The organism is Pseudomonas antarctica (assembly GCF_900624995.1).
GTDB classification, from domain to species: Bacteria; Pseudomonadota; Gammaproteobacteria; order Pseudomonadales; family Pseudomonadaceae; genus Aquipseudomonas; species Aquipseudomonas antarctica.
In genome coordinates, this window is record NZ_UYXQ01000112.1 from 1 (window position 1) to 13,105 (window position 13,105).

Genomic DNA, 13,105 nt, shown 5'->3' on the forward strand with positions numbered 1-13,105 from the left:
CCCGGGCGTGGGCACATGGACGGTTGCCAGGCGGTAGTCGTCCGGGCCAGGGCAGACCACGGCCTGCATGGGTTTCGGGATGCTCGGGGCGAGTTGTTCAGGTGTGCGTTCGGTGACGGTGGACATGACAAAACCTCACGACAAAAAATGGATTACTGAATGCTGTAGCCGCCGTCGATCACCATGTTGGCGCCGGTGATCATCTGTGCTGCGTCGCTGAGCAGGTACAGCGCCAGCCCGGCGATTTCTTCCGGCTGGGCGAAGCGGCCCGCCGGGATCTGCAGTTTGGCCCGTTCGCCCACCTCACCGGCCCAGGCTTTCTTGCCCAGCGCGGTCTCGACAATGGTCGGGGAGATGGCGTTGACGTTGATCTGCGGTGCCCATTCCATGGCCAGCACCTTGGTCATGCCGACGATGGCCGCCTTGCTCGCGCAGTAGGCGACGTGGCGGTCCAGGCCAATCACGGCGGCTTGCGAGGCGAGGTTGACGATGCGCCCGCCGCCGTTGGCCAGCATGTGTTTGGCGCAGGCCTGGGCCACGAAGAAGCTGGCTTTTAGGTTGATATCGAGGGTGCTGTCCCAGGCGCTTTCGCTGACATCGACGGCCTTGTCCAGCAGGACAATGCCGGCGCTGTTGATCAGGTAATCCAGGCGCTGGAAGTGCTCGAACACCTGGTCGATGGTGTGTTGTACCTGGCCGATCTGGCTGAGGTCGACGGCAATGCCCAGGTGCTCGGCGCCCAGGCTGGCGGCGACTTCAACCACCGCGGGGTCACGGTCGAGCAAGGCCACGCGTGCGCCGCGCTCTGCCAGCAGGCTGGCGCAGGCCAAGCCAATCCCGGCGGCGCCACCGGTGATCACCGCGCAACGATCGGTGAGGTCGAAGGCTTGGTTCCAGAATCCAGACATGCATGACTCCTCTTTCTAAAGCGTTGGAGATCCAATGTGGGATCTGGCTTGCCTGCGATGCAGGCGACTCGGTCTTTCAGTCAAGCCGAGGTGATGCCATCGCAAGCCAGCCAGCTCCCACGCTTGACCCTATTTCAAGGTGAACGCTACTTACCGCCGCTGACCTGTTTGTACAGCGCATCCGCATTGGCATTGGTCACCGGCACCCACGGCAGGATGTAGTTCTTGGCGGTGCCGTCGGCCCATTTCACGTCCTTGGCATAGCGTTCCCAGATCACCGATTGCGGCGTGTAGTCCTTGCCCGCCAACGCGCGCAAGGCCACGTCCAGCGCGCCTTGGGATTGCGCCTGGGCGTCTTGCAGGAAGGTCGTGACTTCGTCTTTCTTCGCCGCCTGGATCGCGTCCGGCATGCCGTCGATAGAGGTCACCGGCACGTCCTTGGAGGTCAGCCCGTGGGATTTCAGCGCCTGCACGGCACCGAGGGCCATGTCGTCGTTCTGCGCGATCACGCCGTTGATGCCTTTGGGGTGCGCGTTCAGCCAGTCTTCGGTGAGGGTCATGGCCTGGGCGCGGTCCCAGTTGGCGGTCTTTTTCTCGATGATCTTGATGTCCGGGTGCTTGCCCAGCACTTCCAGCTCACCTTTTTCCCGGTCGATCTGCGCCGATTGGCCAATCGGGCCCTGGATGATCACCACATTGCCTTTACCGTTGAGCTTGTCGACCATGGCCTGGGCCTGCAGGCGGCCGCCTTCCACGTCATCGTTACCCACGTAAGGCACGGAGGCATCGGCTACTTTCGTATTGGAGGCGATGACCACCACGTCGTTGCTCATGGCTTGCTTCACGGTACCCACGCCAGCCTTGGTGTCGATTGGCACGAACAGGATGGCGTCGTAGTGCTGGGTCACCATGTTTTCGATCTGGTTGTTCTGGGTCAGGGCGTCATAGTTGCCGTCGAACACGGTCAGTTGCACGGTGCCGTCCTTGACTGCCGGGTGTTCCTTGAGCTCACGGACCCAGTTCTGCATGAACTGGCCCTTGAGGCCGTAGACGGCAGCGCCGACTTTGTAGGTCTTGCCATCGGCGGCCAGCGCGATACTGCTGGCGAGCAGGGAGAGGGCCGCGACAGCAGCCAAAGACATTCCAGCTTTCATGGTGAGAACTCCGCTTATTGTTGTGGGTCGTTCAGTGCATTTTTTGAGCAACAGCGACTAGCGTTTTTTCTTGCGCCACACATCGATCAGTACCGCGAACACGATGATCAGGCCCTTGGCGACTTGCTGGTAATAGGAGGACACGCCGAGCAGGTTCAGCCCGTTGTTGATCACGCCGATTAGCAGCGCACCAAACAGCGTGCCGACAATGCTGCCGGTGCCGCCCGACAAGCTGGTGCCGCCGATCACCACGGCGGCAATCGCGTCCAGCTCATAGGAAACCCCGGCCTGGGGCAGGGCGGAAGTGGTGCGTGCCGACAGCACCACGCCGGCCAAACCGGCGAGCAAGCCCGAGACCACGTACACCGAAAACATCACCTTGCGCACGCCGATGCCGGAGGTGCGCGCGCTCTTTTCGTTGCCGCCCACCGCGTACACATAGCGCCCGTAGGTGGTGTAGCGCAGCACCATCCAGAAGATCAGCGCGACCACGGCGAAGATCACAATCGGCACGCCAATCGGTCCGATTTTGCCGATGCCCAGCGCCAGGTAGGCGTCGGGCAGGTCGGTGATGGGGCTGCCGTCGTTGAGGATAAAGGTCATGCCCCGCGCGATGCTGAGCATGCCGAGGGTGGCCACGAACGGTGGGATCGACAGGTTGGCGACCATAAAACCGTTGACCACGCCGAGCATTGCCCCGGCAAACATCCCGGCACTGACCGCCGCCAGCAGGCCGTAACCCTGGGTGGCGACCATGGCGCTGCACAGCCCGGCAAACGCCAGGATCGAACCCACTGACAGGTCGATGCCCTTGGTCAGAATCACGTAGGTCATGCCCACCGCAAGGATGCCGTTGATGGATGTTTGGCGCAGGATGTCCATCCAGTTGCGCCACGTCATGAAGTATTCGCTGGAAAACGCCATCACCACGCACAGCAGGATAAACACTAGCGGCAGGCCGAAACGGTCAAGAGACAGGCGCAGGCGGTGACGGGGTGCGGCTGTAACAGGTGCGGCAATGGTTTTGGCATTCATGAGGCAAGACTCAACAAGGCTTCCTGGGAAAGGGCGGTGTTGGTGCTGATGGTCACCAGCTGGCCGCCCTTGAATACGGCGATGCGATCACTCAGGTGCAGCAGTTCCGGGGCTTCGGACGAGACCACAATGGCCGCGCCACCGGCACGCACGAACTGGTCGAGCAAGTGGTAAATCTCCTGCTTGGCGCCTTCATCAATGCCCCGGGTGGGTTCATCGCACAGCAGGCACACCGGCTCGGTCGACAGGCATTTGGCGAGCACGACTTTCTGCTGGTTGCCGCCGCTCATGGACGCCACCGGCAACGTCAACGAGGTGGTTTTGATTTGCAGGCGCTTGACCATGTCCTGCGCCAGCTGGGCTTCCTTGCGCGCATTGATCAGCGACCAGCTCGACAGGCGCTTGTAGGCCGACAGTGCAATGTTGGAAAGGATGCTGCCGGTGAGCACCAGACCGCTGTCTTTACGGTCTTCGGTGACCAGCGACATGCCGGCGTTGATCGTGGCCTTGGGCAGGCCTACGGGCATGGGCTTGCCTTGCAGGGTGACGCTGCCCGTGTCCGCCACCGTCAGGCCGTAGATGCAGTTGAGAAACTCGCTGCGCCCCGAGCCCATCAGGCCATAGATGCCGAGGATTTCGCCCTGGCGCAGTTGCAGGCTGATGTCGTGAAACTCGCCCTTGCGGCTCAGGTTGTCGACTTGCAGGCAGGTGGCGGCGGCGCATTCGCGGCCGACCTTGTGGTCGATGCGCGTCAGTTCCTGGCCGACGATGCCGCGCACCAGGTGGTTGCGGTCGATATCGGCCATGCGCCCGCTTTCCACAAAGGCGCCGTCGCGAAAGATGCTGTAGTCGTCGGCGATCTGCGCCAGTTCACTCAAGCGATGCGACACATAGACGATGCCGGCGCCACGTGCGGTGAGGCGGCGAATCGCCTTGAACAGGGTTTGCGCCTCGCGCTCGCCGATGGCTGAGGTGGGTTCGTCCATGATCATCACTTGGCAGTCATGGCTGAAGGCCTTGGCAATTTCCACCAGTTGAACCTGTGCCACGCTCAGGCGGTGCATGGGGCGGGTGGCGTCGACGTCGAATTCCAGGCTTTCGAGCAGCTCGCGGGTGCGGCGGTTGAGGGTCTTGCTGTCGACGATGCAGCCGGCGCGGCGCGGTTCACGGCCCAGCCAGATATTTTCGGCGACGGTCATATAAGGGATGGGTTCCAGCTCCTGGGTGATCATCGCGATCCCTGCCGCCAAGGCTTCGCTCGGGCGGTTGAACTGCACGGGGGCGCCGTTGAGCAGAATGCTCCCGGCGTCACGTTGGGTGATGCCCATCAGGATGCTCAGGAAGGTCGACTTGCCTGCGCCATTGCCGCCGCACAACGCATGGACGCTGCCAGCCCGCAGCGAGAGGCGCCCATCACGCAGGGCAGGCACCCCGGCGTAAGCCTTGGCGACGTGTTCAGCCTGGAGCAGTAATGGCGTGGCCATTGGCGTGTCCTCGTGCTGTGAATTCTTATTAGGTCGCACAGTCATGTTTTGCTGTGATCATATGTGTATCAAATGAAATTCTGATCAGTCAATCTCTTTCACTTAAAAGGTGTGAATCTCGTCATTTTGGTTAATAACGCCTCTTAATAGGGCTTTGACTAGGAGGTCAGTTAAAACTCGCTTGACAGAAACGGCCTAATGTCCGAGAAATGACTGAGCGAAAATTCAGTGGCTGATCATATGATCAGTCATAAGTACGATCACGGCAGCGGAGCCAGACGCCATGAACACACCTTTCCCGGTGGCTATCGGATGCGATGAAGCGGGTTTTGAGCTCAAAGAGCTGTTGAAGCGTCATATCGAGGCGCTGGGTTACCCGGTGACCGACTTCGGCACCCACTCCACCGCGCCGGTGCTGTACCCAGACATCGCCCTGGCGGTGGCTAATGGCATCAATGCCGGGCAGCAGCGCCTGGGCGTGCTGGTGTGTGGCACCGGGATCGGCATGGCCATCTCGGCCAACAAGGTGTTGGGTATTCGGGCGGCGCAGGCCCATGACACGTATTCGGCGGAGCGGGCGCGCAAGAGCAACGATGCGCAGATCCTGTCTATCGGCGCGCGGGTGATCGGCGCGGAGCTGGCCAAAAGCATCGTCACCGCGTTCCTGGTGTCGGAGTTCGAAGCGGCGCGTTCCGGGGCCAAGGTGGCGCGCATCAATGCGATCGAGCGTGATGGGCATCAGTAGTGGACGCCGTAGGGTAAGAGTCGGGAGAATGCGCCTTTGACGCCGAAACGGAAGCCCGTCCCCATGAGTGACAGTACCCAGCGCATCGCCAGCGATATCGATCAAATGACCGAAGTGGCGATGCTCTATTACCTCGAGAACGTCACTCAGGAAGCCATCGCCAAGCGCTTCGACCTGTCACGCGCGAAAGTCAGCCGCCTGCTCAAGCGTGCGCGCGATGAAGGGATTGTCGAGGTGCGCGTGTTACAGCACCCGGCGATGAACAACGAGCTGGAACGGGCGCTGGTGGAACGCTTCAAGCTCGACCGGGCGTTGATCGCCGTCGACCACAGTGACCCCGATACCCAGCGCTCGGCTGTTGCCAGCCTGGTGGCCAACTACCTGAATAAAACCCTGAGTGACGGCATGATCGTCGCGGTGGGCATGGGGCGTAATGTGGGTGCGGTGGCTGACAACGTGTTTTTGCCGGTGACGCGCAATTGCACATTTGTCTGCGCCATCGGCGGTTCGCTCAAGGCTGGCGAATACATGAACCCCGACCATATCTGCAGGCGCCTTGCGCTACGCTTTGGCGGTGAAAGTGAAAGCCTGTACGCCCCGGCACTGGTGGCGAACCCGGAACTGCGTGGGGTGTTGATCAATAACGACACGGTGCGCTCGACCCTGGATCGGGCGCGGCGGGCAGACATTGCGCTGATCGGCATTGGCGACATGAGCGAGAACAGCAACATGGTGCGTATGGGCTGGTTCTCGCCGCAGGAAATTGCCCAGGCACGGTTGTCCGGTACGGTGGGCGACATGATGGGCTATGACTTTATCGACATTCACGGGCAGCCGGCGGTCAACGCGATTCAAGGGCGGGTGATCGGGTTGACGGTGCAGGAATTGTTTCGCATTCCGGATGTGGTGGCGATTGCCAGTGAGAACACCAAGGCGGCGGCGACGCTGGGGGCGTTGCGGTCGGGAGTGATCAATACGCTGGCGACCACGGTAACGAATGCCCACACCATCCTGGCGCTGGATGATGCGACGCGCAAAACCTGATATTGCGCAGGCCAAAATGTGGGAGCGGGCTTGCTCGCGAAAGCGGTGTGTCAGTCGACATATGGATTGACTGAACCTGCGCATTCGCGAGCAAGCCCGCTCCCACATTGGTTTTGTGTGTGCTTTGGGACAGATCTTGTAATAGTTTTGTGTTGTGGGGGATTTGGGTTCGGGTTGTAGGATTTGGGTCCTTTTGTCATTTCAGGACTTGCATGAACACCCTCTCGGAGCCTCCCGGTCGTCTTTCCCCAAGACACCCGCTGCCGCTGTTTGCGCTAAAGCATCCCGTATTCCGACTGCTAACCTTGTCCCGGTCCACTGACCGCGCTTTGCCGTGTCTGGCATTCTGAAATCTATTACGAGACTCTATAAATGGAATGGTTAGCGGATCCAACGGCCTGGCTCGGCCTGTTGACCTTGATTGTGCTGGAACTGGTGCTGGGCATCGACAACCTGGTGTTTATCGCGATCCTGGCGGACAAGCTGCCGCCGGAGCAGCGCGACCGGGCGCGGTTGATCGGTTTGTCTTTGGCGTTGCTGATGCGTCTGGGCTTGCTGGCGAGTATTTCCTGGTTGGTGACGCTGACCCAGCCTTTGTTCGAGGTGTTCGACAAGAGCTTCTCAGGCCGTGACCTGATCATGCTGTTCGGTGGTGTGTTCCTGTTATTCAAGGCCACCATGGAATTGCATGAGCGCCTTGAAGGTCATGTGGCCCAGCGCTCAGGCAACGTGGCCTATGCGATGTTCTGGCCGATCGTCGCGCAGATCGTGGTGCTCGACGCAGTGTTCTCCCTCGACGCGGTGATTACCGCCGTGGGCATGGTCGATGAGCTGGCGGTGATGATGATCGCGGTGATCGTCTCCATCGGCCTGATGATCGTGGCCAGCAAGCCGCTGACCCGCTTCGTCAATGCGCACCCGACGGTGATCATGCTGTGCCTGGGCTTTTTGATGATGATTGGTTTTGCCCTGACTGCCGAAGGCTTGGGCTTCCATATTCCGAAGGGCTACCTGTATGCGGCGATTGGTTTCTCGATCCTGATCGAGGTGTTCAACCAGATTGCCCGCGCCCGTCGCAAGAAGTCGGCGCAGGGCACCTTGCCGGTTCGTCAGCGTACCGCGCATGCGGTGATGCGTTTGCTCGGCGGTCGCAGTCTGGCAGTGGAGGGCATGGATGACGACGTTGCCGACCTGATGGGCGACCCGGACGCGACCCAGGGGCCGCTGTTTGACCGGCGCGAACGGGTGATGATCAGCGGCGTGCTGCAATTGGCCGAGCGGCCGATCCGCACCTTAATGACACCACGGGCCAAGGTCGACTGCATTGATCTGGCGGACGATCGCGACACTATTCGCCTGAAACTGATGTATTCGTCCTACTCGCGGCTGCCGTTGATCCGCAACGGCGCTGTCGATGAGCCATTAGGCTTCGTGCATAAAAAGGAACTGCTCAAGGAATACCTGGCCGGTAACGAACCAAACCTGGAGCACCTGGCGCGCCGTGCGATCAACCTGTTGGAGAGTTTTTCGATCCTCAACGCCCTGGAGCAGATGCGTCAGCAGTCCACTCACATTGCGTTCGTGATCAACGAATTCGGCGATTTCATGGGCGTGTTGAGCATGACCGACATTCTCGAATCCATCGCCGGTGAATTGCCGGATGCCAGCGAGATTGAAGGGCCGGATATTGTCGAGGAAGGTGAGGGTTTTCGCGCCAATGGCGCCTTGAACCTTAACCAGATTCGCCAGCGCACCGGCTTCAAGGCCGTGGCCACCGACGATTATCAGACCCTCGCAGGTTTAGTGATGAGCCTGCTGGACCGCCTGCCGATGGTCGGCGACAGCCTGGAGCATGAAGGCTGGCGCCTGACCGTGGCGGCGGTGGAGGAGCGGCGAGTTACGCAGGTGTTGTTGGTAGCCCTGCCGAGTACTCGCTGAACACTCCCGCCAACAAAACGTCCTGTTCATTCGCAATGTTCGGGTCTTTCGAGGGCGTCGGGTCGCCGATTCCCTTGATGTTTTCGACCTCGAGGCCATCTTTGTAGATCACCAGGGTGGGGGTGCCGTCTACGCCTTCTATCTTCGGCGTTGTTTCCGTTTTCAGGAGCATGCTTTTTACGCGGTCTGCGTATTTTTCGGCGATGTTTTTAAAGCGTGTGTCGGCCCCTAAGCAAGCCTCGCAGGATAGGGAGGTGAACAATACGATAACCAGCGGATGTTCATTCAGGATCTGCTGGTACTCGTTGTGGTCTTTGACTTGCGTTTTCACCACACCCATGACGATCTCCTTGTGTACCCGTACCCGGCCAGTAACTGTGCGGGTACGCTAAATCGAGAGATCACCCCCGTCTACTGTCAACCTTCACAGGTAGACAGCTTCAGGCATCCTGCGCACGCTCCACGCGTTCGCGAGCTTTGCGCGCCTGGCTCGCGCATTTCTTGTATTCCTCGTTATCCCGCGACGCCCTCGCCTTGCGGTAACCATGGTGGTTCTGGCTGGTGTAGTCCGTGCTGAAGGCCTCTTTGAGCTTGGTCAATTGTTCCTTGCATTCACGCCGATCATTGCTGGCCGAGGCTGCGCCAGCCGCCAAACAGCACAGCAAAACCACACTAAGGTGTAACTTCATCACGCAGGCTCCTACACACCGATATCTCCCAGCCTAGCCCAACCCAAACAATCAGCCAGAGCCTGACAAAGAAACCCTCGTGGCAAACGGCCCCGTTGTGGCTGGCAGGCCTGTCGTGGCAATCCCGCTCTCTTAGCACCACCACGGTGCACAGTAACGTGCCAGCGGCACCTGCCACCGCACTGTGTGGCCTTGAGTAGCAACGTGCTTCCAGCCGCTGGCCCAACGCCGTGCTCCACACAAACATTCATCTCTCTGATTTAAAACGAATTTATCTCCATCATATTTTTCTGCTACAGCGTGTGGCACACTTTCTGCTGTCTATTCCGTTGTTGCATACTAAGTTCCGGTATAGCGGAATACACAACTCCTGGAGTGCTTGTCATGCATCACCGACCTTCCGTGTTTAAAGCGTGTGTTTTTCTCTTCGCCGCATCGGCTTCCCTCGCAAGCATCGTGCAGGCGGCGGACAGCAAGCTCGATGATGTGCTCAAGCGTGGGCATCTCATCGTGGGTACAGGCAGTACCAATGCGCCGTGGCACTTCCAGGGAGCGGATGGCAAGTTGCAGGGGTTTGATATCGACATCGGCCGCATCGTGGCCAAGGGTTTGTTCAACGACCCGAGCAAGGTCGAGTTTGTGGTGCAGTCCTCTGACGCGCGTATTCCCAACCTGCTCACCGACAAGGTCGACATGAGTTGCCAGTTCATCACCGTCACCGCCAGCCGTGCGCAGCAGGTGGCCTTTACCTTGCCGTACTACCGCGAAGGCGTGGGCCTGCTGCTGCCGAATAACAGCAAATACAAAGAAATCGAAGACCTGCAAGCGGCCGGCGACGGCGTCACTGTCGCTGTGCTGCAAAACGTCTACGCCGAAGAATTGGTGCACCAGGCGCTGCCCAAGGCCAAGGTCGATCAGTACGACAGTGTCGATCTGATGTACCAGGCGGTGAACTCCGGCCGCGCCGATGCGGCTGCCACTGACCAATCCTCGGTCAAGTACCTGATGGTGCAGAACCCAGGCCGCTACCGTAGCCCGGCCTACGCCTGGAGCCCGCAAACCTATGCGTGCGCGGTCAAGCGTGGCGATCAGGACTGGCTGAACTTCGTCAACACCGCGTTGCACGAAGCCATGACCGGCGTGGAATTCCCCACCTACAAAGCCTCGTTCAAGCAGTGGTTCGGTGTGGATTTGCCAGAGCCTGCGATCGGTTTCCCGGTTGAGTTCAAGTAAATCGTAAACCCTGGGGCGTCGCTGACGGCGCCCCAATCAGGTACTGCCGACCATGAACTATCAGTTGAACTTTGCCGCTGTGTGGCGTGATTTCCCAAGCTTGCTGGCGGGGCTCGGCCTTGGCCTTGAGCTGGCATTGCTGTCGATCGCGATTGGCTGCGTGATCGGCCTGATGATGGCGTTTGCCATGCTGTCCAGGCACCGCGCGTTGCGAATCTTCGCCTCGGTGTACGTGACGGTGGTCCGCAATACGCCGATCCTCGTGCTGATTTTGTTGATCTACTTTGCACTGCCGTCGCTGGGGATTCGTCTCGACAAAATCCCTTCCTTCATCATCACCCTGTCGCTGTATGCCGGTGCCTACCTGACCGAAGTGTTCCGTGCCGGGTTGCTGAATATTCCCAAGGGCTTGCGTGAAGCCGGGTTGGCCATCGGCTTGGGCGAGTGGCGCATTCGTGCCTATATCACCGTGCCGGTGATGCTGCGCAACGTGTTGCCGGCGCTGTCGAACAACTTCATTTCGCTGTTCAAGGACACCTCGTTGGCCGCCGCTATCGCGGTACCGGAGCTGACCTATTACGCCCGCAAGATCAACGTCGAAAGCTACCGGGTGATTGAAACCTGGATGGTTACGACCGCGCTCTATGTGGCTGCCTGTTACCTCATTGCCATGCTGCTCCGTTACCTGGAACAGCGTCTGGCGATTCGTCGTTAAGGAGGGTTTGCATGTACGAGTCCCCAAGCGTGCTGCATGAGTTGTGGATCGCCCGGGATACCCTGTGGGCGGGGTTTCAGACCAGCGTGTCGGTGTCTGCGCTGGCGATTATCTTCGGCACGCTGATCGGCATTGTTGCCGGGTTGATCCTGACCTACGGCAAATTCTGGATGCGCGCGCCGTTTCGTCTGTATGTCGACCTGATCCGTGGCACACCGGTGTTTGTACTGGTGTTGGCGTGTTTTTACATGTTGCCGGCGCTCGGTTGGCAGATCACCGCGTTCCAGGCCGGCGCCGTCGGGCTGACATTGTTCTGCGGCTCCCACGTCTCGGAAATCGTGCGCGGTGCGCTGCAGGCCATTCCCCGTGGGCAACTGGAAGCGGGCAAGGCGATTGGCCTGACCTTCTACCAATCCCTGGGCTACGTGCTGTTGCCCCAGGCGCTGCGCCAGATCCTGCCGACCTGGGTCAATTCCTCCACGGAAATCGTCAAGGCCTCGACCTTGCTCTCGGTGATCGGTGTGGCCGAACTGCTGCTGAGCACCCAGCAAGTGATTGCGCGTACCTTCATGACCCTGGAGTTCTACCTGTTCGCCGGGTTTTTGTTCTTTGTCATCAACTACGCCATCGAGTTATTCGGGCGCTACATTGAAAAGCGGGTGGCCTTGCCATGAACCAACCTCAAACCAACCCACCGCTGTTGAACATTCGCGGCCTGCGTAAACAGTACGGCCAAGTCGAAGTGCTCAAGGGCGTCGACCTGTCCATGCAACGCGGCAACGTGGTGACATTGATCGGCTCCAGCGGCTCGGGCAAGACCACGCTGTTGCGTTGCGTCAACCTGCTGGAAGAATTCCAGGGCGGGCAGATCACCCTGGACGGCGAGTCCATCGGCTACAGCGACATCGCTGGCAAACGCGTGCGTCACCCCGAGCGTGTGATCGCCCAGCACCGCGCGATGACCGGCATGGCGTTCCAGCAGTTCAACCTGTTCCCGCACCTCACGGCCTTGCAAAACGTCACCCTCGGCCTGCTTAAGGTCAAGAAGATGGGTAAGGATGAAGCCGTGGCCCTGGCCGAAAAATGGCTGGACCGCGTCGGCTTGCTGGAACGGCGCAACCACTTCCCCGGTCAGTTGTCCGGCGGTCAGCAGCAGCGTGTGGCGATTGCCCGTGCGATTGCGATGAACCCAAGCCTGATGCTGTTCGACGAAGTCACCTCCGCCCTCGACCCTGAGCTGGTGGGCGAGGTGCTCAGCGTGATCAAGGGCTTGGCGGAGGAGGGCATGACCATGTTGCTGGTCACCCACGAAATGCGTTTTGCCTACGAAGTATCAGACAAGATCGTATTCATGAACCAGGGCCGCATTGAAGAGCAGGGCACTGCGAAGGACATCTTCGAACGCCCGCAATCGCCGCGCCTGGCGGAATTTTTGAAGAACATTCGTTTTTAATCAGGAGCAACTTTATGAGCATTACTCGTTACGGCACCGGCAGCACCGCCGGCGGTGGCCAACCTCGTCCTTTCGCACGTGCAGTGGAAGCGGACGGCTGGCTCTACGTCTCGGGCCAGGTGCCAGCGGTGGACGGTGAAATCATCAGCGGTGGCATCGTCGAACAGACCCGCCAGACCCTGCGCAACGTGGTGGCGATCCTCGAAGAAGCCGGCTTTGAACTCAAAGACGTCGTGCGCGTGGGCGTGTGGTTGGAAGACCCACGCGACTTCTGGAGTTTCAACAAAGTCTTCGGCGAATACTTCACTCCAGAACACGCCCCGGCGCGCGCCTGTGTGCAGGCCAACATGATGGTGGACTGCAAGGTTGAGATTGATTGCGTGGCCTACAAGAAAAAAGGCTAAATGCCCCATTCTTAAAGCCATAGGAGATCCAATGTGGGAGCGGGCTTGCTCGCGAATGCGGTGGGTCAGTAACCGATGCATTCACTGACACACCGCATTCGCGAGCAAGCCCGCTCCCACAGGGGTTCACTGTGCGGCATCACTACTATGACCGGACCGAAACTGCCATGACCGCACACACCATCCAACGCCCCGCCAAAGGCCTGGATCGTGCATACGACATCCTCGATTTTCCCAAGGAAACAGGCCAGCCCCTGCGCCCGAATGCTATTGCCCAATCGGAAACACACAACTCTGAAATCC

General features: G+C 59.6%; 14 protein-coding genes. 8 read left to right on the forward strand and 6 right to left on the reverse strand.

Translation table 11 applies throughout. From position 1 onward, the window contains the following. Positions 1-152 precede the first annotated feature (152 nt). The 4 genes from E0F99_RS25245 to E0F99_RS25265 all read right to left on the reverse strand — a co-directional run bounded on the left by E0F99_RS25245 (position 153) and on the right by E0F99_RS25265 (position 4,581). Complete coding sequence (locus tag E0F99_RS25245) at positions 153-908, reverse strand: SDR family oxidoreductase (protein ID WP_083357988.1); 756 nt, start codon at positions 906-908, stop codon at positions 153-155. Between the two features lie 146 nt (positions 909-1,054). Next, positions 1,055-2,062, reverse strand: coding sequence for a substrate-binding domain-containing protein (locus tag E0F99_RS25255; protein ID WP_083357989.1), 1,008 nt, complete (start codon positions 2,060-2,062; stop codon positions 1,055-1,057). A 57-nt stretch (positions 2,063-2,119) separates the two neighbouring features. Further along, positions 2,120-3,097, reverse strand: coding sequence for an ABC transporter permease (locus E0F99_RS25260; RefSeq protein ID WP_083357990.1), 978 nt, complete (start codon positions 3,095-3,097; stop codon positions 2,120-2,122). Then, the gene (locus tag E0F99_RS25265) at positions 3,094-4,581 is read right to left on the reverse strand and encodes a sugar ABC transporter ATP-binding protein (protein WP_083357991.1); all 1,488 of its coding nucleotides are present in this window, start codon (positions 4,579-4,581) and stop codon (positions 3,094-3,096) included. Before E0F99_RS25265 ends, E0F99_RS25260 begins: the two co-directional genes overlap by 4 nt. Before the next feature lie 283 nt (positions 4,582-4,864). On the opposite strand from E0F99_RS25265, the gene rpiB reads away from it, so the two are divergent. The 3 genes from rpiB to E0F99_RS25280 all read left to right on the forward strand — a co-directional run bounded on the left by rpiB (position 4,865) and on the right by E0F99_RS25280 (position 8,308). Further along, the gene (gene rpiB / locus E0F99_RS25270; protein ID WP_083357992.1) at positions 4,865-5,326 is read left to right on the forward strand and encodes a ribose 5-phosphate isomerase B; all 462 of its coding nucleotides are present in this window, start codon (positions 4,865-4,867) and stop codon (positions 5,324-5,326) included. A gap of 63 nt (positions 5,327-5,389) precedes the next feature. Then, positions 5,390-6,370 carry a sugar-binding transcriptional regulator gene (locus E0F99_RS25275; protein WP_053255665.1) on the forward strand — a complete coding sequence of 327 codons (981 nt, stop codon included), beginning with the start codon at positions 5,390-5,392 and terminating at the stop codon, positions 6,368-6,370. A 372-nt stretch (positions 6,371-6,742) separates the two neighbouring features. Continuing rightward, the gene (locus E0F99_RS25280) at positions 6,743-8,308 is read left to right on the forward strand and encodes a TerC family protein (protein ID WP_083357993.1); all 1,566 of its coding nucleotides are present in this window, start codon (positions 6,743-6,745) and stop codon (positions 8,306-8,308) included. Here E0F99_RS25280 and E0F99_RS25285 read toward each other — a convergent pair. Together E0F99_RS25285 and E0F99_RS25290 are read right to left on the reverse strand one after the other, a co-directional pair. After that, positions 8,268-8,648, reverse strand: a complete 381-nt coding sequence (locus tag E0F99_RS25285; protein ID WP_083357994.1) for a thioredoxin family protein — start codon at positions 8,646-8,648, stop codon at positions 8,268-8,270. The two genes, E0F99_RS25280 and E0F99_RS25285, sit on opposite strands and share 41 nt — an antisense overlap. 100 nt (positions 8,649-8,748) lie before the next feature. Beyond that, complete coding sequence (locus tag E0F99_RS25290) at positions 8,749-8,997, reverse strand: hypothetical protein (protein WP_083357995.1); 249 nt, start codon at positions 8,995-8,997, stop codon at positions 8,749-8,751. A 384-nt stretch (positions 8,998-9,381) separates the two neighbouring features. Between E0F99_RS25290 and E0F99_RS25295 the strand changes: the two genes are divergently transcribed. From E0F99_RS25295 to E0F99_RS25315, 5 genes are read left to right on the forward strand one after another with little or no spacing between them, the layout of a single operon-like run. Then, positions 9,382-10,230 (forward strand): transporter substrate-binding domain-containing protein, encoded by an 849-nt coding sequence (locus E0F99_RS25295; RefSeq protein ID WP_010210965.1) that lies wholly within the window; start codon positions 9,382-9,384, stop codon positions 10,228-10,230. A 52-nt stretch (positions 10,231-10,282) separates the two neighbouring features. Then, positions 10,283-10,945, forward strand: coding sequence for an amino acid ABC transporter permease (locus E0F99_RS25300; RefSeq protein ID WP_083357996.1), 663 nt, complete (start codon positions 10,283-10,285; stop codon positions 10,943-10,945). Between the two features lie 11 nt (positions 10,946-10,956). Continuing rightward, positions 10,957-11,619: an amino acid ABC transporter permease gene (locus tag E0F99_RS25305; RefSeq protein WP_083357997.1), complete on the forward strand. Its 663-nt coding sequence runs from the start codon at positions 10,957-10,959 to the stop codon at positions 11,617-11,619. After that, on the forward strand, positions 11,616-12,398 hold the full coding sequence (locus E0F99_RS25310) for an amino acid ABC transporter ATP-binding protein (RefSeq protein WP_083357998.1): 783 nt from the start codon (positions 11,616-11,618) through the stop codon (positions 12,396-12,398). The genes E0F99_RS25305 and E0F99_RS25310 overlap by 4 nt, the downstream gene beginning before the upstream one ends. A gap of 14 nt (positions 12,399-12,412) precedes the next feature. Next, positions 12,413-12,802 carry a RidA family protein gene (locus E0F99_RS25315; protein ID WP_058412601.1) on the forward strand — a complete coding sequence of 130 codons (390 nt, stop codon included), beginning with the start codon at positions 12,413-12,415 and terminating at the stop codon, positions 12,800-12,802. Positions 12,803-13,105: the final 303 nt, after the last annotated feature.